Source organism: Stutzerimonas frequens (assembly GCF_024448335.1).
Taxonomy (GTDB): Bacteria; Pseudomonadota; Gammaproteobacteria; order Pseudomonadales; family Pseudomonadaceae; genus Stutzerimonas; species Stutzerimonas frequens.
In genome coordinates this window covers 161,580-181,105 of the sequence record NZ_JAMOHM010000007.1, presented here as the reverse complement: position 1 = coordinate 181,105, position 19,526 = coordinate 161,580, and the positions used below count along the sequence as shown (strand labels likewise).

Genomic DNA, 19,526 nt, shown 5'->3' with positions numbered 1-19,526 from the left:
CATCCCGCGATTCGTTCCTGCTAAGGGGCGTCAGGCCTGGATCGAGCCCTTCAGCTTGTTCATCGCATTCTTTTCCAGCTGACGAATGCGCTCGGCCGACACGTTGTACTTGGCCGCCAGGTCGTGCAGGGTCGCCTTGTCCTCGTTCAGCCAGCGCTGCTGGAGAATGTCCCGACTGCGCTCGTCCAGCCCCTCAAGCGCGGCGTGCAGGCTGGAGGTGGAGCTGTCACTCCAGTCGGCATCTTCCAGCTGACGCGCCGGATCGTAGCGATGATCTTCCAGGTAATGTGCAGGCGACTGGTAGGCGCTGTCGTCGTCGGCATCGGCGGCCGGGTCGAAGGCCATGTCATGACCGGTCAGGCGGCTTTCCATCTCGCGCACTTCGTGCGGCTCGACGCCCAGGCTGTCGGCCACGGCGGTGACTTCATCATTGTTCAGCCAGGCCAGACGCTTCTTCTGGCTGCGCAGGTTGAAGAACAGCTTGCGCTGCGCCTTGGTGGTAGCGACCTTGACGATGCGCCAGTTGCGCAGGATGAACTCGTGGATTTCGGCGCGAATCCAGTGCACGGCGAAGGACACCAACCGCACACCCATTTCCGGATTGAAACGCTTGACCGCCTTCATCAGGCCGACATTGCCTTCCTGGATCAGGTCGGCCTGGGCCAGCCCGTAGCCGGAATAGCTGCGGGCGATGTGAACGACGAAACGCAGGTGCGCCAGCACCATCTGCCGAGCCGCTTCGAGATCCTGATGATAGAAGAGGCGCCCGGCCAGCTCGCGCTCCTGCTCGACGGTGAGCAGCGGGAGGCTGTTCACGGTCTGCACGTAGGCCTCGAGATTCGCTCCCGGGACTAGCGCTTGAACAGGTTGCAGAGTAGTTGTCATGCAGTACCTCCAATGACGAAGCTGCAGCAGTTTAGCATTGCCGCATGAGACTGCAAGCCTGTGGAAAAGTTCCCTGATACAACAATCAAGTCATTGTTTTTAAACGAAACTTTAACGCGGAGCGAGTTCGCTCAGATGCCTTGCGACAGCCAGCCAGGCACCAATGTAGCCGAGCAGCACCGCACCGATCACCAGCGATAACGCATCGCCGGCCGGAACGCCCCCCAGGCCGAAATCGCTGCCGTAGAGGCCCGCCAGGTTGACCACGGCTTCATTTAGCCAGCCCAGACCGTAGACCAGCAGCAGCCAGGCGATCAGGCCGGCACCCAGGCCATAGATGGCACCCATGTAGAGGAACGGACGGCGGACGTAACCATCGGTGCCGCCCACCAGCTTGACCACCTCGATCTCGGTGCGGCGGTTCTCGATGTGCAGGCGAATGGTGTTGCCAATCACCAGCAGCAACGTCGCCACCAGCAGCAATGTCAGGCCAAAGACGAAACGGTCTCCGAGCTTGAGGATGGCGGTCAGCCGCTCGACCCAGAGCAGATCCAGCTGCGCCAGCTGCACGCCCGGCAACTCGGCCAGCTGCTGGCGCAGCGCTTCGAGCTTGTCCTTGTCCACCTCTTCGGGTGTCACGATGATCACGCCGGGCAGCGGATTCTCCGGCAATTCCTTGAGCGCTTCGCCAAGCCCGGAGAGCTGCTGGAACTCGTCCAGCGCCTGCTCGCGACTGACCCAGTCCGCCGCTGCCACATCGGGCATGGCCGCAACCTCGTCACGCAGGCGCTCACCGGCGGCGCTATCCACCTCGAGGTCCATGAACAGCGAGATCTGCGCGGCGCGCTGCCAGGAGCCACCGAGTCGCTCGACGTTGTCCAGCAGCAGCGCCAGGCCCATGGGCAGGCTCAACGCCACGGCCATCACCAGGCAGGTGAAGAAGCTGCCGATCGGCTGCTTGATCAGGCGTCCGACGCTGTCCACCAGGCTGGCGCGGTGACTTTCCAGCCAGGCGTGGAACAGCGTCTTGAAGTCCGGCTCGTCACCGCGTGGCTGCTCCGGCTTCTTCACCGAACCGCCGACGCGCTCAGCCGTGCTCGGGTTGGTCTTGGGATTGCGTTCGCTGCTCATCGGCTGGCCTCCCCGTCGCCGATCAGGCGACCACGTTGCAGGGTCAGCATGCGATGGCGCATCCGCGCGATCAGCGCCAGATCGTGGCTGGCGATCAGCACGGTGGTCCCCAGGCGATTGATGTCTTCGAACACGCCCATGATCTCCGCAGCGAGTCGCGGGTCGAGGTTGCCGGTCGGTTCATCGGCCAGAAGCAGAGCCGGCCGATGCACGACGGCGCGGGCGATGCCGACACGCTGCTGCTGGCCGGTGGACAGGTCCGCCGGATACTGCAGCGCCTTGTCCTTGAGGCTGACGCGCTCCAGCGCAGTCATCACCCGCTGACCGATCTCGCGCTTGTTCAGCCCGAGAATCTGCAGCGGCAGGGCGACGTTGTCGAATACGGTGCGATCGAACAGCAGCTGATGGTTCTGGAACACCACGCCGATCTGCCGGCGCAGGAAAGGAATCTGCGCATTGGTGATGCGCGACAGGTCCTGCCCGGCCAGCAGCAGCTTGCCACTGGTGGGCCGCTCCATCGCTAAGAGCAGGCGCAGCAGCGTGCTCTTGCCGGCACCGGAATGGCCGGTGACGAAGAGGAACTCGCCACGCCTGACCTGGAAGGACAGCTCGTGCAACCCGACGTGGCCGTTGGGGTAGCGTTTGCCGACCTGTTCGAAACGGATCATGCGTCTTCCCGCTGGGAGAACAGCGCCTTGACGAAGGCATCAGCCTCGAAGGTGCGCAGATCGTCGATGCCTTCACCCACGCCGATGTAGCGGATCGGCGTGCCGAACTGCTTGGCCAGCGCGAAGATCACGCCGCCCTTGGCGGTGCCGTCGAGCTTGGTCAGTGCCAGCCCGGTCAGCTCGACCGCCTGATTGAACTGCTTGGTCTGGTTGATGGCGTTCTGGCCAGTGCCGGCGTCGAGTACCAGCAGGACCTCGTGGGGAGCCGACTCGTCGAGTTTGCCCATCACCCGACGGACTTTCTTCAGCTCTTCCATCAGGTTGTCCTTGGTATGCAGTCGGCCCGCGGTGTCGGCGATCAGCACGTCGATGCCACGCGCCTTGGCCGCCTGCACGGCATCGAAGATCACCGAGGCGGAATCGGCACCGGTGTGCTGGGCGACCACCGGAATGCCGTTGCGCTCGCCCCACACCTGCAGCTGCTCCACCGCCGCGGCGCGGAAGGTGTCGCCGGCGGCGAGCATGACCTTCTTGCCGTCGAGCTGCAGCTTCTTGGCCAGCTTGCCGATGGTGGTGGTCTTGCCGACGCCGTTCACGCCGACCACCAGGATCACATACGGGCGCTTGCCAGCATCGATCGCCAGCGGCTGCTCGACCGGCTTGAGCAGGCCAACAAGCTCTTCCTGCAGCGCGGTGTAGAGCGCGCCGCTGTCGGCCAACTCCTTGCGCGAGACGCGCCGGGTGAGATTCTGCATGATCGCGGTGGTCGCCTCGACGCCGACGTCGGCGGTGAGCAGGCGGGTTTCCAATTCGTCGAGCAGATCGTCGTCGATGGCCTTCTTGCCGAGGAACAGGCTGGCCATACCTTCGCCAATGCTGGCGCTGGTTTTCGACAGCCCCTGGCGCAGGCGAGCGAAGAAGCCGAGCTTGGTTGGGGCCTCCGGCGCGGTCGCCACGACCGGGGCAGGTACCGGCTCCGGTTCGGGTTCGGGTTCGGGTTCGGGTTCAGGTTCAGGGTGCAGCAGCACCGGCTCTATGACCTCAGCCGGCTGCATATCGGCCTCGACCACGCGCGCCGGCTGCTCTTCCTGAGGTGTAGCGACAGGCGATTCGACAGGCGCCCCGGTCTGCTCGACCGATTCGCTGTCCGGCTGTTCGGCGGCGGGCTGCTCTGCCGGCGCGGGCTGCGGCTTCTTGCGCAGCCAGCCGAACAGGCCTTTCTTTTCACCGGGCTCGGCCGGCGTCTTCTTGTCGTCGTTGGAACCAAACATGGAGAAGGTATTCTCAAGGATGCGAAACGCCGGCAGCCTGGCTTCCGGCCTAAAAATGGGCCCTATCCTAGCACCTCGCCAGGCAGGTGCGCTAAGCGTGGGCACTGCGGCCGAGCAGACTGTGCGGATACCCCGCTTTGCCTGACCCGCGCGGGCCATTACCATGGCTGCCGTGTCGCCGTCCTGCCATCTGCCGTGGCGGGCACCAACCTGGACGAGTCCCGACTATGCCTCTGATGTTACGCCGCGCCGCCGCCCTGCTGCTCGGAGCCTTCTATCTGCCCCTGCTGGCAGCAGCAGACAGCCAGCCCACCCACGAGTTCTTCCTCGACAACGGCCTGAAGGTGATCGTGCGCGAGGATCATCGTGCGCCGGTGGTGGTTTCCCAGCTCTGGTACAAGGTTGGCTCCAGCTACGAGACAGCCGGCCAGACCGGCCTCTCCCACGCGCTCGAACACATGATGTTCAAGGGCAGCCGCAAGCTCGATGCCGGCGAAGCCTCGCGCATCCTGCGTGAGCTGGGCGCCGAGGAAAATGCCTTCACCAGCGACGACTACACGGCCTATTACCAGGTTCTGGCACGCGACCGCCTGGCCGTTGCGTTCGAACTCGAAGCCGACCGCCTGGCCAGCCTCAGGCTGCCGCCCGAGGAGTTCGCCCGCGAGATCGAAGTGATCAAGGAAGAACGCCGCCTGCGCACCGACGACAAGCCCAGCTCGCTGGCCTACGAGCGCTTCAAGACCATCACCTATCCCGCCAGCGGCTACCGCAACCCGACCATCGGCTGGATGGCCGATCTCAACCGCATGCAGGCCGACGAGCTGCGTGCCTGGTACGAGCAGTGGTACGCACCGAACAACGCCACCGTGGTGGTGGTCGGCGACGTGACCGTCGACGAGGTCCGCGGGCTGGCCGAACGCTTCTTCGGCGGCATCGAGAAACGCGAGGTGCCGGCGGCCAAGCGGCCGCTTGAGCTGGACGAACCGGGCGAGCGCCGCCTCCAGCTGCACGTGAAGACCCAGCTGCCGACGCTGCTCATGGCCTTCAATGCACCGAGCCTGGCGACCGAGGAGAACGCTCGCCAGGTGCATGCCCTGCGGTTGATCTCCGCCCTGCTCGACGGCGGCTACAGCGCGCGCCTGCCGGAACGGCTGGAGCGCGGAGAGGAACTGGTGACCAGCGCCTCGGCCTGGTACGACGCCTATGCCCGTGGCGACAGCCTGTTCGTCTTGAGCGCCGCGCCGAACTTGCAGAAGGGCCGCACCCTGGAAGAAGTCGAAGCCGGGCTCTGGCGGCAGCTGGACGCGCTCAAGGAGACGCCTCCCTCGGCGGACGAACTCGAGCGCGTGCGTGCCCAGGTCATCGCCGGCCTGGTCTACGAGCGCGATTCCATCACCCAGCAGGCCACCACCATCGGCAAGCTGGAAACCGTCGGGCTTTCCTGGCGCCTGATGGACGAGGAGCTGAGCGCGCTGGAAGCGGTCACGCCCGAGGACATCCAGCAGGCCGCCCGCACCTACTTCACCCGCTCCCGCCTGAGCGTCGCCCATGTTCTGCCCGAGGAAGCCCGTGATGAGTGATTGCAAAGCCCTGCGCAACGGCCTGCTTGGCCTGCTGCTGGCGGCCAGCTTCGGCCTGGCGGGCTGCGACGAAGGCTCCACCGCCCTGCCGCAGCCCGGCCAGCCGGCGGAGCAGGATGTCGCCCGCGAAGCGACCCAGCCTGCCGTGACGACCGCGGCGCCGGAAAAGCCGCGCCTGGAATCGCTCAGCGAGCTGAGCGACCAGCCGCTGGCCCGTCGCAAGCTGGACATCCAGAGCTGGCAGACCGCCGAAGGCGCCAAGGTACTGTTCGTCGAAGCCCGTGAGCTGCCGATGTTCGACCTGCGCCTGACCTTCTCCGCCGGCAGCAGCCAGGACGGCGACATACCCGGCCTGGCGCTGCTGACCAATGCCATGCTCAACGAGGGCGTCGCGGGCAAGGACGTCAGCGCCATCGCCCGTGGTTTCGAAGGCCTCGGTGCGGATTTCGGCAACGGTTCCTACCGCGACATGGCGGTGGTCAGCCTGCGCAGCCTGAGCGCACCGGACAAGCGTGAGCCGGCTCTGGCGCTGTTCAACCAGGTCATCGGTCAGCCGACGTTCCCCGAGGACTCGCTGCAACGGATCAAGAACCAGCTGCTGGCCGGCTTCGAATTCCAGAAGCAGAACCCCGGCAAGCTGGCCAGCCTGGAGCTGTTCGAGCAACTCTATGGCGATCACCCCTACGCCCATCCCAGCGAAGGCACGCCCGAGTCGATTCCGGCGATCAGCGTCGAGCAGCTGCGCGACTTCCACGCCCGCGCCTATGCTGCAGGCAATGCGGTGATCGCACTGGTCGGTGACCTTTCCCGCGAGGAAGCCGAAGCGCTCGCCGCCGAGGTCTCCGCCGCGCTGCCGGAAGGCCCGGCGCTGCCAACCACGCCGTCGCCCCAACCGCCCGCAGCCGGCAAGCACCACATCGACTTCCCCTCCAACCAGAGCCACCTGATGCTGGCCCAGCTCGGTATCCCTCGCGGCCATCCGGACTATGCGGCGCTGTATCTGGGCAACCAGATCCTCGGCGGCGGCGGCTTCGGCACGCGACTGATGGAAGAGGTGCGCGAAAAGCGCGGCCTGACCTATGGCATCTACTCCGGCTTCAGCCCGATGCGCGCCGAAGGGCCGTTCATGATCAGCATGCAGACCCGCGCCGAACTCACCGATGGCGCGCTGGAGCTGGTGCAGCAGCTGGTCCGCGACTACCTCGCCGAAGGGCCGACCGAGGCCGAGCTGGAGCGCAGCAAGCGCGAGATCGCCGGCAGCTTCCCGCTGTCTACCGCAAGCAATGCCGACATCGTCGGTCAGCTCGGCAGCATCGGCTTCTACGACCTGCCGCTGACCTACCTGGAGGATTTCATGGGAGAGGTGCAGGCGCTGACGGTCGAACAGGTCAAAGCCGCGATGAACAAGCATCTGCAGGCCGATGCCTTCGTCATCGTCACCGCCGGCCCCAACGTCGAGCAGCAGCCGCTGCCGCCGCCCACCGATAAACCAGCCGAACAGCCCAGCGGCGTTCCGGAGCACTGATGGCCAATCCACCCATTCGCCCCAACGCCCACGGCGGCCAGGGCCAGCTGCGCATCATCGGCGGCGAGTGGCGCTCGCGCCGCTTCAGCTTCCCCGATGCCGAAGGCCTGCGCCCTACGCCGGACCGGGTGCGCGAAACCCTGTTCAACTGGCTGGCACCCTACCTGTTTGGCGCACGGGTGCTCGATCCGTTCACCGGCAGCGGCGCGATCTATCTGGAAGCCCTGTCGCGCGGCGCCAGCATGGCCCTGGCGCTGGACGTGAACGCCAATGCCATCGCCAGCCTGCGCAAGCACCTGGACACGCTCAACTGCGGCCACGGCCAACTGCTGCAGAGCGATGCCCTGCGCTATCTGGAAACTCAGACGCCGACCGCCTTCGACCTAGTATTCCTCGACCCGCCGTTCAACAAGAATCTGTTGCAACCGGCCTGCGAGCTGCTGGAGAACAAGGGTTGGCTGGCCGAACACGCCTGGGTCTACACCGAAAGCGAGGCGCTGCCGTCCAGCCTCGGCCTGCCGGGGAACTGGCGACTGCATCGGGAGAAGCAGGCCGGCAAGGTGCACTACGCACTCTGGGAGCGCCACGCACCCACCGCTTGAAGTCGGCGACGTCAGTAGAAGTCGACGGTCTGCCCGTTGCGATCGAAGGCCAGGAAGCGGCCGACGTTGCCGGTCTCGATGGCGCTGACCATCATCTTCAGTGGCTGCTCGGCCTCGTCTGCGTTCGGCGTGATGCCGGCCTGGCCGGGCAGCGCCGCGGCGAACAGCAGGTCCCAGGCCACGCCGGTGCGCTCGGATTCTTCACGCAGCGCGGCGAAGTCGCTCAGTTCCTCGGGTAGCTTGTCGACGCAGAGCACCGGTTTCAGCGAACCGCCGGCGTTTTCCTCGAAACGCTGGCGCTCGGCCTCGGTGGCGTCCTCGGGCAGTTCAGCGCTGACAAAGACGAACAGCAGGCGCTGGGGCTCGCGCTCCTGGCGTGCGGCGCCGAGCAGTTGGTCGAAGGGGGTAGGCGTCATGGGCAGGGTTCCGGATAAGACTATCGCGTCACTCTCCACCCCTTGGGCGGCGCTGACCATATCCCCAAAGGCGTAAGTCGCCGGGCGGCCAGCATCATTCAATGCCTGCATCATGCTTTTCTTCCCGCCGCCAAGGCTCTAACGTCGAAGCAAACGAGGAAACCGAGCGACCGTGTCCGAAACCTTCCAACCCGCCTGGTGGCTTCCCGGGCCGCATCTGCAGACCCTGTGGAACCCATTCTTTCGCAAGGCGCCGCGCCTCGAGCGCCGGCGTGAGCGACTGTGGCTGGCCGATGGCGATTTCATCGACCTGGACTGGCACGGCCCGCATGAGGCCACGGCGCCGCTGGTCCTGGTGCTGCACGGGCTGACCGGCTCGTCGAATTCGCTTTACGTGCTCGGCCTGCAGCAACAACTGGCTGCACAGGGCTGGGCCAGCGTCGCGATCAACTGGCGCGGCTGCTCGGGCGAACCGAATCTACTGCCGCGCGCCTATCATTCCGGCGCCAGCGACGATCTCGCCGAAGTGATTGGGCACCTGCAGGCCAGCCGCCCCATGGCGCCGCTGCATGCGGTGGGCTACTCGCTGGGCGGCAACGTGCTGCTCAAGTACCTCGGCGAAACGGGTGCCAGTAGCCCGCTGCGCAAGGCGGTGGCGGTGTCGGTGCCGTTTCGCCTGGACCAGTGCGCCGATCGCATCGGCCTCGGCTTCTCCCGCGTCTACCAGGCGCATTTCATGAAGGCGATGGTGGCCTACGTGAGGGACAAACAGCAGCGCTTCCAGCGCGAGGGGCTGCTGAACCACCTCGGTGCCTTGCAGAGCCTCGGCCCGCTGCACGGCATGCGCACCTTCTGGGATTTCGACGGTCGCTTCACCGCACCGCTGCACGGCTACAGCGACGCCCAGGACTATTACCGCCGCGCCTCCAGCCGCTACTACCTGCCAGCGATCACGACACCGACCCTGCTGATCCAGGCCGCGGACGACCCCTTCGTGTTCCGCCACAGCGTACCGGAACCGACCGAACTGTCGGCGACCACAACCCTGGAGCTGCACCGCCGCGGCGGTCATGTCGGCTTTGTCGAAGGCACGCCAAGCCGCCCTCGCTACTACCTGGAGCGACGGATTCCGCAGTGGTTGAGCGAGCCCTGAGAGGCGTCAGGCATCCGCCGTCGGCAGCAGCGACTCCAGCGCAACGAAGTACTGACCCCGCAATGCAGCCACCGCCTCGCGCGCTTCGGTCGCGACGAAGCCGCTCTCCAGCGCCAGCACCTGATAGATGCCACGCCGCATCTGCACAGGATCGAGCTGGCCCGCCCCGGCGCCAACAGTGCCGAGGAAGCGAATCCAGGACGTAACGATGATCCAGGCGTTGAGCGCCAGCGCCTCGGTTTGTTCATCGTCCATCTCCAGAATGCCGACTTCGACGAAACCCTGGTAGATCGCCCGAGCATGCTGCAGGCAACGCGTGGCAAAGCCTTCGTAGCGCCGCGCCAGCTCGCCATCGGCGTCGAGCAACCCCTCCAGATCCCGGTGCAGAAAACGGTAATCCCACATCGCGCCGAGCAGTGCTTCCAGGTAGATCGCCTTGTCCTCTACCTGCATCGCGCGCGCCAGCGGCAGGCGCAGAAAGGCATCGACCCGCGCCTCGTACTGGCCGAACAGCTCGGCGACGATCGCCTGCTTGTTGGGGAAGTGGTAGTAGAGGTTTCCCGGCGAGATGCCCAGGTGCGCGGCGATGTGGTTGGTGGTGACGTTGCGTTCGCCCTGGGCGTTGAACAGCGCCAGGCTGGCTTCGATGATGCGATCGCGGGTCTTTGCTCGGGGTGCCATGGGCGGCGGGATCTCGGCGATGGAGCGAAGGGGCAACGGTACACGCCAGCGGTCGGGCAAGCACGTCTCGTTGACAGTTTAGAGCAATTACTCTAGAAATCTATCAACCCTCCTCGCCACCCGGAGCCCCAATGTCAGCCGACACTCCACAAGCACTCGCCGCCCTTGAAGCGGTGTTCGCTTGCCAGCGTGCAGCATTCGCCGCCGCACCGATGCCATCCGAGGAAGACCGTCTGCGCTGGCTGGACGCGCTGCGCGATGTGCTGGCGGCTCACCAGCCGGCTCTGATCGAGGCGATCAGCACGGATTTCGGTCATCGCTCGGCCGACGAGACCCTGCTCGCCGAACTGATGCCCAGCCTGCATGGCATCCGCTACGCCTGCCGCCATCTGCGGCGCTGGATGAAGCCATCGCGACGCCGGGTCGGTCTGGCTTTCCAGCCGGCCAGTGCGCGGGTCGTCTATCAGCCGCTGGGGGTAGTGGGCATCATCGTGCCGTGGAACTACCCCCTCTACCTGGCCATCGGCCCGCTGGTCGGCGCGCTGGCGGCAGGCAATCGGGTGATGCTGAAGATGAGCGAGTCGACGCCGGCCACCGGCCAGCTGCTGAAGGCGCTGCTGGCGCAGGTTTTTCCGGAGAATCAGGTGGCGGTGGTACTCGGCGATGTCGAGGTCGGGCGCGCCTTTGCCCGCCTGCCGTTCGACCATCTGCTGTTCACCGGCGCAACGCATATAGGCCGTGACGTGATGCGTGCCGCCGCCGAGAACCTCACCCCGGTGACCCTCGAGCTGGGCGGCAAGTCGCCGGCCATCGTCTCGGCCACGGTGCCGCTGGCCGATGCCGCCGAGCGCATCGCCTTCGGCAAATGCATGAATGCCGGGCAGACCTGCGTCGCGCCGGACTATGTGCTGGTACCGCGAGCCCGCCTCGAGGGCTTCGTCGACGCCTATCGTGAAGCGGTACAGCGTCTGTATCCGAGCCTTGCGGACAACCCCGACTACACCGCAATCATCAATGCGCGTCAGCTGACACGATTGCAGGACTACCTCGACGATGCCCGCGCCAAGGGCGCCCAGGTCGTGCCGCTGTTCACCGAGGCGCAGCAGCGGCGCATGCCGCACTGCCTGCTGCTCGAGGTCAACGAGCACATGCGGGTGATGCACGAGGAGATCTTCGGCCCGCTGCTACCGATCATTCCCTACGACGAGCTGGACGAGGCGCTGGCCTACGTCAATGCCCGGCCGCGGCCGCTGGCGCTTTACTACTTCGGCTACGACCGGCCCGAACAGCAGCGGGTTCTGGACTCGACGCATTCGGGCGGGGTCTGCCTGAACGACACCCTGCTGCACGTCGCCCAGGACGATCTGCCCTTTGGCGGCATCGGCCCCTCTGGCATGGGCCACTACCACGGCCGCGAGGGATTCCTGACCTTCAGCAAGGCCAAGAGCGTTTTCGCCAAGCAGCGCTTCAACGCCGCCCGGCTGGTCTATCCACCCTACGGCAAATGGTGGCAGAAGCTGATCTACGCTCTGTTCATCCGCTGAAACGCGACGCCACGATGCACGATCTCGCCATGAACCGCCGCACCCTGCTCAAGGTCGGGCTGCTCGGCAGCACCATCCTGGCCGCTGGCGGACTGCTAGGCCGCTGCGCCGGGGCGACAGCCGCCGTTCCCGCCAGCGGCTTCGCCGTGCTGCGCGAGAGCGACCTGCCGATGCTACATCGCCTGATTCCGTTGTTGCTGCAGGGGTCGGTGCCACCGGCCGAAATGCCGCAAGCGGCGGCCGCCACTCTGATCAGCCTGGATCAGGGCCTGCACCATCTTTCGCCGGCGCTGGCGGCACAGGTACGCCAGTTGTTCGATGTGCTCACCCAACCCCTGACCCGCGGTCCGCTCACTGGCATCTGGGGCGACTGGCGCCAGGCCTCGGATGACGAACTGCGGGCGTTCCTGAACCGTTGGCAGAACAGCTCGCTGGCCCTGCTGCGCCAGGGGCATGCCGCGCTGCTGCAGATGGTCCTCATGGCCTGGTACGCCTGCCCGGCTTCCTGGGCGAACTGCGGCTATCCCGGGCCACCGGCCGTCTGACCAAGGAGGCCGCTGTGCCCGTTCCCGATCTCTTCGCCGAAGGCCTCACCCGTGGCTGGACCACCCATGACGGCTCGCGCCTGCCGCACGACCTGACGCTGGAAGCCGACATCGCCATCGTCGGCAGCGGCGCAGGCGGCGCCACCAGCGCGGAAATCCTCAGTGCCGCCGGCTTCAAAGTGCTGCTGATCGAGGAAGGCCCTCTGCGCACCAGCCGCGACTTCGACATGCAGGAAGCCCGTGCCTACCGCTCGCTCTATCAGGAGGCCATCGGCCGCACCAGCAAGGACGGCGCCATCACCATCCTGCAGGGCCGTGCGGTAGGCGGCACCACCTTGGTGAACTGGACCTCGAGCTTCCGCACCCCGCCGCAGACGCTGGCGCACTGGGCGCGCGAACACGGTGTGCGCGGCCTCTCCGCCGAGGCCTTACAGCCCTGGTTCGAACGCATGGAGCAGCGCCTGGGCGTCACGCCCTGGGCAGTGCCGCCGAATGCCAACAACCAGGTGCTTAAGCGCGGCTGCGAACGGCTCGACTATCACTGGGCGGTGATCCCGCGCAACGTGCGCGGCTGCTGGAACCTGGGCTACTGCGGCATGGGCTGCCCGACCAATGCCAAGCAGTCGATGCTGGTCACCAGCATTCCAGCGCTACTGGACAAGGGCGGCGAGCTGCTCTATCTCGTCCGCGCCGAACGCCTGCTGATGCAGGGCGAGCGGGTCGTCGGACTGGACTGCCTGGGCATGGACGAACGTTGCGTGGCGCCGAACGGTCGACGCATCCGCGTGATCGCCAAGCATTACATCCTCGCCGGCGGCGGTATCAATACCCCGGCGCTGCTGCTGCGCTCCGATGCGCCGGACCCGCATAAGCGCATCGGCAAGCGCACCTTCCTGCACCTGACGAACTTCTCCGCGGCACGCTTCGACGAGCGCATCGACGCCTTCAGCGGCGCACCGCAATCGATCTATTCGGATCACTTCCAGTGGCGCGACGGGACTGCCGGGCCGGCGGGCTACAAACTCGAAGTGCCGCCCGTTCACCCGGCCCTTGCCGCCACACTGCTCGGCGATTTCGGCTCGGAGAACGCGCAGCGCATGGCCGCGCTGCCGCACACCCACGCGATGATCGCCCTGCAGCGCGACGGCTTTCATCCGGACAGCGCCGAGGGCACGGTCGAGCTGCGCAGCGACGGCAGCCCAGTGCTCGATTACCGCATGACCGACTATGCCTGGAACGGTATCCGCCGCGCTTTTCTGAGCATGGCCGAGATCCAGTTCGCCGCGGGTGCGCGCGCCGTACTGCCGCTGCATGCCGACGCCCGCTACGTGAAGACGCCCCGCGCGGCCCGCGAACTGATCGAGCGTCTCGACCTCGCGCTGTACCGCACCCGCCTCGGCAGCGCCCACGTCATGGGCGGTTGCGCCATGGGCGAGGACCCGCGCCAGGCGGTGACCGACAGCCTCGGCCGGCACCATCAGCTGGGCAATCTGTCCATTCACGACGGGTCGCTGTTTCCCACCAGCGTCGGCGCCAACCCGCAGCTGTCGATCTACGCACTGTGCGCGAAATTGACGGCAGAGCTGATCGATCGTTTGCAGAACGCCTGAGATTGCCCCGCAATCGCGGCAGATCGCCGCACGGCCATTCAGGCTTTACGCTGCCGATACCGAGCCGCTACCATCCACACCCCCACGCATGCGTCAGGACGCCGCGATGAATCGAGTGTTGTATCCGGGAACCTTCGATCCCATCACCATGGGCCACGCCGATCTGGTGGAACGTGCCTCGCGGCTGTTCGACGAGGTCATCATCGCCGTGGCGGCCAACCCGAAGAAGAACCCGCTGTTCCCGCTGGAGCAACGTGTGGAGCTGGCCCGTGAGGTGACCAAGCACCTGCCGAACGTCAAGGTCATCGGCTTCTCCACCCTGCTCGCCCATTTCGTCAAGGAGCAGCAGGCCAACATCCTGCTGCGCGGTCTGCGCGCGGTGTCCGACTTCGAATACGAATTCCAGCTGGCCAACATGAACCGGCAGCTGGCGCCGGACGTCGAAAGCCTGTTCCTCACGCCGTCGGAAAAGTACTCCTACATTTCCTCGACCCTGGTGCGCGAGATCGCCTCGCTCCAGGGCGACGTCTCGAAGTTCGTCCATCCGGCCGTGATGCAGGCGCTCAAGACGCGCTTCGGCCAGAACTGAGGGCCACCGTCGGCGCTGCGTCGGATGCACGCCGCGCGCCGATGCGGCACAATTGGCCGTCGTAATTTAGCTGTGCCGAGGCTCGAGCCACGGCAGGAGTTCGCTGGATGTCCCTGAAAATCACCGATGACTGCATCAACTGCGATGTCTGCGAGCCGGAGTGCCCGAACAGCGCCATCTCCCAGGGCGAGGAGATCTACGTCATCGACCCCAACCTCTGCACCGAGTGCGTCGGCCACTACGACGAACCGCAGTGCCAGCAGGTTTGCCCGGTAGACTGCATTCCGCTCGACGAGAACAACGTCGAGAGCAAGGACGAACTGATGCAGAAGTACCTGATCATCACCGGCAAGGCGTGATGCGCTGGCGGCAACCGACCCGGCGGACGCTCCTGTTCAAGGTGCTCCACGGCTGGTTCGCCGCCCTGCTGTTGCTGGCCTGCAGCGTCCAGGCCAGCCCGCTCGACAACGGTGCCGTTGCCACCGCCCACCCCCTGGCCAGCGAAGTCGGCCGACAGATCCTCGAAGCAGGCGGCAACGCCTTCGACGCCACCGTCGCGGTGAGCGCCGCGTTGGCCGTGGTTGAACCCTACGGCTCCGGGCTCGGCGGCGGTGGCTTCTTTCTGCTGCGCGAGGCCGCCGAGCCGGCCCGTCATGTATTTCTCGACGCCCGCGAGCGAGCGCCCGGCGCCGCCACGCCGGACATGTATCTGCGCGGAGGCAAGATCCAGCGCGAACTCTCGCTGAACGGCCCGCTGGCCGCGGCGATTCCCGGCACGCCAGCGGCACTGGTCGAACTCGCCGAAAAACGCGGTCGCCTGCCACTCAAGACGACCCTGGCACCCGCCATCGCCCTGGCCCGCGACGGCTTCGCGGTGGATGCGGTGTACCGCCAGCGCGCCAGCTGGCGCCTGGCCGCACTGCGTGACGATCCCGAGAGTGCGCGGCTGTTTCTAACTGGCGGCGAGCTTCCGCCCGAAGGTCATCTGCTGCGCCAGCCGGAACTGGCGCAAACCCTGGAGCGACTCGCCAGCAACGGCCGTAACGGCTTCTATCGCGGCGAGCTGGCACAGAAGCTGGTCCAGGGTGTGCGTGCGGCCGGCGGCATCTGGTCGCTGGAGGATCTGGCCGACTACCGCACGGTGGAGCGCGAACCCCTGCGTTTCGCCCTGGCCGATGGCCGCGAGCTGATTGGCGCGCCGCCGCCATCGGCCGGCGGGATGATCCTCGCGCAGAGCCTGGGCATCCTCGAACGCCTCGCCTGGCGCGAGGCCGAACCGCTGCAGCGCAGCCACCTGGTGATCGAGGCGCTGCGCCGCGCTTACCGTGACCGTGGTCTGCTGGGCGACCCCGATTTCGTCAGCGCACCGCTCGCACGACTGTTGTCCGCCCCCTACCTCGACCAACTAGCGGCATCCATCGACCGCGAACGCGCCACCCCGAGCAGCGACCTGCCAGCGGCACCGCGCTGGCGCGAGGGCGAGCACACCACACACTTCGCGGTGATCGATGCCGAAGGCAATGCGGTGGCGGCGACGCTGTCGCTGAACATGATGTTCGGTGCCGCCTTCACCGTGCCCGGCACCGGTGTGCTGCTCAACGACGAGATGGACGATTTCGCCGCCGACATCGACGGCAGCAATGCCTATGGCCTGCAAGGCAGCAGCGCCAACGCCATCGCCGGCGGCAAGCGGCCGCTGTCGAGCATGAGCCCGACCTTCATCGAAAGCGCCGAGGAGTTCGCCGCCTTCGGCACGCCCGGCGGCAGCCGTATCCCCAGCATGGTGCTGCTTTCGGCACTGTCTTACCTGGATGGAGAGCCGGTGCAGGCCTGGCCGGCAGTGCCGCGCTATCACCATCAGTACCTGCCGGATGTGCTGCAGTACGAAGCCGATGCCTTCAGCCCGGTGCAGCTGGACGCACTACGTGCCCGCGGCCACCAGCCCAGGCTGATCGAGCGCGACTACGGCAATCAGCAGGTGCTCTACTGGCACAAGCCGAGCGGCCAGGTCGAGGCGGCCAGCGACCCGCGCGGGATCGGCCGCGCGCTGAAGGTGCCGGCACGGCGCCAGCCGATCACGGCTGCACAATGACCGGGCCGTCGTCGGCTGCCAGCTGTCGCAGTTGGCGCGTCAGCTCGTGGCCCTCGCCCAGCAGCAAGGCGTTGCGCAGGCTCTGGATGATGCGACTGGCATAGCCCAGGTCGTTCATCAGCGAACTGGTCTGCAGGCCGTCCAGCTTGTGATTGCGGATCGACTCGAACAGCCGCCGGCGGAATTCGGCGTCGAATTGCGCGGCGCGCTCGTCCAGCCAGTTCAGCCGCTCGCGCCAGAGCTCATCAGGCAGCTCCGAGTGGCTCAACGTGCGGATCTCCCGTAGCGACTCCAGCAGATGTCGGCGCAGTTCGACATAGGCCTGCCGAGCACCAGACTCATCGGTACGCAGGTAGTGGCCAAGGTTCTTCTGCAAGTGCTTGGCATCCTTGACCGCATCCACCAGCTGCAGCGCGGCGACCTGGCAGTTCAGCCAGAACGCCTGGTGGCTCTCGTCCAGCGGCAACTCCAGGCGGCCCATGAAGGTCAGCAGGTCGGAATACACGCCCTTGATATGGCGCTTGTAGAGGCCCTCGGCATCCAGCGCCTGGGCTTCGGGCTTCGCCTTGATCAGCGTCTCGTCGATCGGCCCCTGCTGGCGTAGCTGCTCCACCGGCAGGTAGGTCGCGTGACAGATCACTTCCAGGCTCAGGCGCGCCAGATGCTGCAGTTCCTGAGCCACCGCGCTGGCCGCCGCATCGGCCGAATCCAGCGCGCGATCATTGAGATAGCGGGCGTGGGTGGTTCCGTCCGGCTGTGCCGGCGCCAGCTCGGTGATCAGCACCGTCGGCTCGGCCCGCTCCGGCAGTACGCGCAGCAGGAAATTCGCCAGCTGCGTCTGCCAGGGCCAGAACAGCAGTACGCCAATGCCGTTGAACAACGTATGAAACAGCGCCAACTGAATCAGTCGATTCTCACCCAGCCCCAGCGGCGCGACCAGCCACGGCACCAGCCAGGCCAGGGGCACCAGCAGCGCGATCGCCAGGACGGCGGTCGTGACGTTGAACAGCACATGCGCCAGGGCCAGGCGCTGGCCATTGCGATTGCCGCCCAGCGAGCCGACAAAGGCGGTGGTGACGCTGGTGCCGACGTTCGCGCCGATGGCGGTGGCCAGGGCCTGGATCAGATCCAGCTGACCGGCAGCCAGCGCGGTCAGGGTCAGCATCAGCGTGGCATGGCTCGATTGCAGTACCACGGTGGCGAGCAGGCCGATGCCGACGAACAGCAACTGGCCGGTCAGGCCGCCGGCGTGATACTGCGACAGGTCCATGCCACCGAAGCTGGAAAAGCCGGTCTTGATCTGATCGATACCGAGAAAGATGAAGGCGATACCGAGCACGATGCGCCCGGCCGCCTTGCCCTTGTCTCCGCTGAAGCTGGCCAGCACCCCGAAGACCAGCAGCGGCAAGGCCAGCGGACTCAGGCTGACGTTCTGGCCGGCCAGCGCCAGCAGCCAGATGCCGGTGGTGGACCCCAGGTTGGCGCCGAACAGGATGGCGATACCGCCGGCGAGCTTGATCAGCCCGGTACTGATGAAGGCGATGGTGAGCAGCGATACCAGCGTGCTGGACTGCAGCAGCATGGTGCCGCTGATGCCGAACATCAGGCCCTTGAGCGGCGTCGCGGTACTGCGCGCCAGAAGCTGTTCGAGCTTGCTGCCGGCCAGCTGGCGCAGGCCCTCTTCGAGGCATTGCATGCCGAACAGGAACAGCGCGAGTCCCGCGCACAGCTCGAGCCAACCGTCGCTGGCCCAGAACGACCAAGACAACATCAGCAGGCCCACAATGGGCAAGAAAGTCTTGAAGAAGCGGCTGTTCAAGGAGGGAGCTTCGCGGCGCGGGATGGGAGGCGAAGCCTACTGCAGCAACACCGCAACCGGAAGGCTCAGGCCTCGCCAGTCGCGGTGCGGATGACGTCGATCAACGCTGGGCGTTGTAGCCGCTGGTGGTGCAGCCCAGGCAGCGTACGAAAGCCGCTTTGCCAGGCTCGACCACCAATGCCTTGCCGGCCTCGCCGACGTTGCCGCCCAGCGCGGTGAACGGCAGGCTGACAACGAAAACGCCGGCGCCGATGGCCGTCGCGGCGATGAGCAGCGGACGGGCGATGATCAGGTCGCCCACCATGGAGTAGGCCTTGGGCGCCTCGACGGTGTACATCGGATCGCCGCTGGCGTTCTGCGGGACCGATTCCGCGTGCGCCGGCATTGCCAGCAGGCCAGTGGTCAGAGCCAAGACAGCAGCGGTGGAGCGGAACAGATTCATGGTGTGGTCCTTCAGCTGTGCGAAACGCGGCAATTTTAGTTGTGACGGCCACTATAGCAGTGGCCGCGCCCCGCGGGGCGTGAACGCCGTCAACGCGCGCGCAGTTACGCCACCTCAGCGTTGGCAGCGACTGCAGTAGACGCTGGCCCGCTGGCCCAGGCGGATCTCGCGCAGGGTCGAGCCGCAGCTCTTGCAGAACTCACCACCGCGACCATAGACGAACAGCTCCTGCTGGAAATAGCCGGGCTTGCCATCGCCGCCGACAAAGTCGCGCAAGGTGGTGCCGCCGCGCTCGATGGCCATGGCCAGGATGCGCCGGATCTCCTCGCCGAGCTTCAGATAGCGCGCCCGCGAGATACTGCCGGCCGGCCGTCGCGGGTCGATCCCGGCGGCGAACAGCGCCTCGCTCGCATAGATGTTGCCGACGCCCACCACAACCGCGTTGTCCATGATGAACGGCTTGACCGCCATGCTGCGCCCGCGCGACAGCCGATACAGCCGGTAGCCATCGAAGTCCTCGCCCAGCGGCTCGGGCCCGAGGCTGGCCAGCAGTACATGCGCCAGCGGCTCGTCGCTCCAGAGCATCGCGCCGAAGCGCCGCGGATCGGTGTAGCGCAGGGCCTGACCGGACTCCAGCAGGATGTCGACGTGCTCATGCTTGGCCGCGGGCGATGCCGCATCCACCAGACGCAGGCTGCCGGACATGCCGAGATGGACGATCAGCGTGCCGCTTTCGGCGCGGATCAGCAGGTACTTGGCGCGCCGCTCGACGGCCTCGATGCGCTGGCCGGACAGACGCACGTCGAGATCCTCCGGAATCGGCCAGCGCAGGCGACGATCACGCACCAGCACGCGGCTGACGCGCTGGCCGACCAGATACGGCTCGATGCCACGGCGGGTGGTTTCGACTTCGGGAAGTTCGGGCATGGCGAGATACGGTTACAGCGAAGGATGCCGACCTTAGCAGGCCGGC

19 protein-coding genes are annotated in these 19,526 nt (G+C 66.3%); 10 read left to right on the top strand and 9 right to left on the bottom strand.

Features of this window, described 5'->3' with window-relative positions; genetic code table 11:
* Positions 1-30: 30 nt before the first annotated feature.
* The 4 genes from rpoH to ftsY form a co-directional block, all read right to left on the bottom strand.
* Positions 31-885, bottom strand: coding sequence for an RNA polymerase sigma factor RpoH (gene rpoH, locus NAO55_RS12240; RefSeq protein ID WP_003297176.1), 855 nt, complete (start codon positions 883-885; stop codon positions 31-33).
* 111 nt (positions 886-996) lie between these two features.
* Positions 997-2,016 carry a permease-like cell division protein FtsX gene (gene ftsX / locus NAO55_RS12235; protein ID WP_102838920.1) on the bottom strand — a complete coding sequence of 340 codons (1,020 nt, stop codon included), beginning with the start codon at positions 2,014-2,016 and terminating at the stop codon, positions 997-999.
* Positions 2,013-2,684: a cell division ATP-binding protein FtsE gene (gene ftsE, locus NAO55_RS12230; protein ID WP_045665759.1), complete on the bottom strand. Its 672-nt coding sequence runs from the start codon at positions 2,682-2,684 to the stop codon at positions 2,013-2,015. The genes ftsX and ftsE overlap by 4 nt, the downstream gene beginning before the upstream one ends.
* A complete protein-coding gene (gene ftsY / locus NAO55_RS12225; protein ID WP_102838921.1) occupies positions 2,681-3,955 on the bottom strand; it encodes a signal recognition particle-docking protein FtsY in 1,275 nt (424 codons plus the stop codon). The genes ftsE and ftsY overlap by 4 nt, the downstream gene beginning before the upstream one ends.
* A 227-nt stretch (positions 3,956-4,182) precedes the next feature.
* Here ftsY and NAO55_RS12220 point away from each other — a divergent pair, with 227 nt between their 5' ends.
* The 3 genes from NAO55_RS12220 to rsmD are packed head-to-tail and all read left to right on the top strand — an operon-like array spanning position 4,183 to position 7,662.
* A complete protein-coding gene (locus NAO55_RS12220; RefSeq protein WP_102838922.1) occupies positions 4,183-5,535 on the top strand; it encodes a M16 family metallopeptidase in 1,353 nt (450 codons plus the stop codon).
* The gene (locus NAO55_RS12215; protein ID WP_102838923.1) at positions 5,528-7,060 is read left to right on the top strand and encodes a M16 family metallopeptidase; all 1,533 of its coding nucleotides are present in this window, start codon (positions 5,528-5,530) and stop codon (positions 7,058-7,060) included. The genes NAO55_RS12220 and NAO55_RS12215 overlap by 8 nt, the downstream gene beginning before the upstream one ends.
* On the top strand, positions 7,060-7,662 hold the full coding sequence (rsmD, locus tag NAO55_RS12210) for a 16S rRNA (guanine(966)-N(2))-methyltransferase RsmD (RefSeq protein WP_102838924.1): 603 nt from the start codon (positions 7,060-7,062) through the stop codon (positions 7,660-7,662). The genes NAO55_RS12215 and rsmD overlap by 1 nt, the downstream gene beginning before the upstream one ends.
* A gap of 11 nt (positions 7,663-7,673) precedes the next feature.
* Here rsmD and NAO55_RS12205 read toward each other — a convergent pair whose 3' ends face one another.
* Positions 7,674-8,078 (bottom strand): hypothetical protein, encoded by a 405-nt coding sequence (locus NAO55_RS12205; protein ID WP_013984344.1) that lies wholly within the window; start codon positions 8,076-8,078, stop codon positions 7,674-7,676.
* A 172-nt stretch (positions 8,079-8,250) separates the two neighbouring features.
* On the opposite strand from NAO55_RS12205, the gene NAO55_RS12200 reads away from it, so the two are divergent.
* Positions 8,251-9,231 (top strand): hydrolase, encoded by a 981-nt coding sequence (locus NAO55_RS12200; protein ID WP_102838925.1) that lies wholly within the window; start codon positions 8,251-8,253, stop codon positions 9,229-9,231.
* 6 nt (positions 9,232-9,237) lie between these two features.
* On the opposite strand, the gene NAO55_RS12195 is transcribed toward NAO55_RS12200, so the two are convergent.
* Positions 9,238-9,912: a TetR/AcrR family transcriptional regulator gene (locus tag NAO55_RS12195; protein ID WP_049325534.1), complete on the bottom strand. Its 675-nt coding sequence runs from the start codon at positions 9,910-9,912 to the stop codon at positions 9,238-9,240.
* Positions 9,913-10,043: 131 nt separating this feature from the next.
* On the opposite strand from NAO55_RS12195, the gene NAO55_RS12190 reads away from it, so the two are divergent.
* The 6 genes from NAO55_RS12190 (at position 10,044) to ggt (ending at position 16,292) form a co-directional block, all read left to right on the top strand.
* Positions 10,044-11,456, top strand: coding sequence for a coniferyl aldehyde dehydrogenase (locus NAO55_RS12190; RefSeq protein ID WP_102838926.1), 1,413 nt, complete (start codon positions 10,044-10,046; stop codon positions 11,454-11,456).
* Positions 11,457-11,470: 14 nt separating this feature from the next.
* A complete protein-coding gene (locus tag NAO55_RS12185; protein WP_102838927.1) occupies positions 11,471-12,001 on the top strand; it encodes a twin-arginine translocation pathway signal protein in 531 nt (176 codons plus the stop codon).
* Positions 12,002-12,015: 14 nt separating this feature from the next.
* Positions 12,016-13,611 carry a GMC family oxidoreductase gene (locus NAO55_RS12180; protein ID WP_102838928.1) on the top strand — a complete coding sequence of 532 codons (1,596 nt, stop codon included), beginning with the start codon at positions 12,016-12,018 and terminating at the stop codon, positions 13,609-13,611.
* Between the two features lie 106 nt (positions 13,612-13,717).
* Positions 13,718-14,200, top strand: coding sequence for a pantetheine-phosphate adenylyltransferase (coaD, locus tag NAO55_RS12175; protein ID WP_013984354.1), 483 nt, complete (start codon positions 13,718-13,720; stop codon positions 14,198-14,200).
* 107 nt (positions 14,201-14,307) lie between these two features.
* A complete protein-coding gene (locus tag NAO55_RS12170; RefSeq protein WP_003303200.1) occupies positions 14,308-14,559 on the top strand; it encodes a YfhL family 4Fe-4S dicluster ferredoxin in 252 nt (83 codons plus the stop codon).
* Positions 14,559-16,292 carry a gamma-glutamyltransferase gene (ggt, locus tag NAO55_RS12165; RefSeq protein WP_102838929.1) on the top strand — a complete coding sequence of 578 codons (1,734 nt, stop codon included), beginning with the start codon at positions 14,559-14,561 and terminating at the stop codon, positions 16,290-16,292. The genes NAO55_RS12170 and ggt overlap by 1 nt, the downstream gene beginning before the upstream one ends.
* Here the strand turns inward: ggt and NAO55_RS12160 are convergent.
* From NAO55_RS12160 to mutM, 3 genes are all read right to left on the bottom strand, one after another.
* Positions 16,276-18,111 carry a Na/Pi cotransporter family protein gene (locus NAO55_RS12160; protein ID WP_102838930.1) on the bottom strand — a complete coding sequence of 612 codons (1,836 nt, stop codon included), beginning with the start codon at positions 18,109-18,111 and terminating at the stop codon, positions 16,276-16,278. The genes ggt and NAO55_RS12160 overlap by 17 nt on opposite strands.
* Before the next feature lie 100 nt (positions 18,112-18,211).
* Positions 18,212-18,553, bottom strand: a complete 342-nt coding sequence (locus tag NAO55_RS12155; protein ID WP_041755835.1) for a hypothetical protein — start codon at positions 18,551-18,553, stop codon at positions 18,212-18,214.
* 114 nt (positions 18,554-18,667) lie between these two features.
* Complete coding sequence (gene mutM, locus NAO55_RS12150; protein WP_102838931.1) at positions 18,668-19,480, bottom strand: bifunctional DNA-formamidopyrimidine glycosylase/DNA-(apurinic or apyrimidinic site) lyase; 813 nt, start codon at positions 19,478-19,480, stop codon at positions 18,668-18,670.
* Positions 19,481-19,526 lie beyond the last annotated feature (46 nt).

Bases quoted from the DNA above. Each gene is read 5' to 3' on its own strand.
- rpoH (WP_003297176.1), bottom strand. From the start codon at position 885: ATGACAACTACTCTGCAACCTGTTCAAGCGCTAGTCCCGGGAGCGAAT.
- ftsX (WP_102838920.1), bottom strand. From the start codon at position 2,016: ATGAGCAGCGAACGCAATCCCAAGACCAACCCGAGCACGGCTGAGCGC.
- ftsE (WP_045665759.1), bottom strand. From the start codon at position 2,684: ATGATCCGTTTCGAACAGGTCGGCAAACGCTACCCCAACGGCCACGTC.
- ftsY (WP_102838921.1), bottom strand. From the start codon at position 3,955: ATGTTTGGTTCCAACGACGACAAGAAGACGCCGGCCGAGCCCGGTGAA.
- NAO55_RS12220 (WP_102838922.1), top strand. From the start codon at position 4,183: ATGCCTCTGATGTTACGCCGCGCCGCCGCCCTGCTGCTCGGAGCCTTC.
- NAO55_RS12215 (WP_102838923.1), top strand. From the start codon at position 5,528: ATGAGTGATTGCAAAGCCCTGCGCAACGGCCTGCTTGGCCTGCTGCTG.
- rsmD (WP_102838924.1), top strand. From the start codon at position 7,060: ATGGCCAATCCACCCATTCGCCCCAACGCCCACGGCGGCCAGGGCCAG.
- NAO55_RS12205 (WP_013984344.1), bottom strand. From the start codon at position 8,078: ATGACGCCTACCCCCTTCGACCAACTGCTCGGCGCCGCACGCCAGGAG.
- NAO55_RS12195 (WP_049325534.1), bottom strand. From the start codon at position 9,912: ATGGCACCCCGAGCAAAGACCCGCGATCGCATCATCGAAGCCAGCCTG.
- NAO55_RS12190 (WP_102838926.1), top strand. From the start codon at position 10,044: ATGTCAGCCGACACTCCACAAGCACTCGCCGCCCTTGAAGCGGTGTTC.
- NAO55_RS12185 (WP_102838927.1), top strand. From the start codon at position 11,471: ATGCACGATCTCGCCATGAACCGCCGCACCCTGCTCAAGGTCGGGCTG.
- coaD (WP_013984354.1), top strand. From the start codon at position 13,718: ATGAATCGAGTGTTGTATCCGGGAACCTTCGATCCCATCACCATGGGC.
- NAO55_RS12170 (WP_003303200.1), top strand. From the start codon at position 14,308: ATGTCCCTGAAAATCACCGATGACTGCATCAACTGCGATGTCTGCGAG.
- ggt (WP_102838929.1), top strand. From the start codon at position 14,559: ATGCGCTGGCGGCAACCGACCCGGCGGACGCTCCTGTTCAAGGTGCTC.
- NAO55_RS12155 (WP_041755835.1), bottom strand. From the start codon at position 18,553: ATGAATCTGTTCCGCTCCACCGCTGCTGTCTTGGCTCTGACCACTGGC.
- mutM (WP_102838931.1), bottom strand. From the start codon at position 19,480: ATGCCCGAACTTCCCGAAGTCGAAACCACCCGCCGTGGCATCGAGCCG.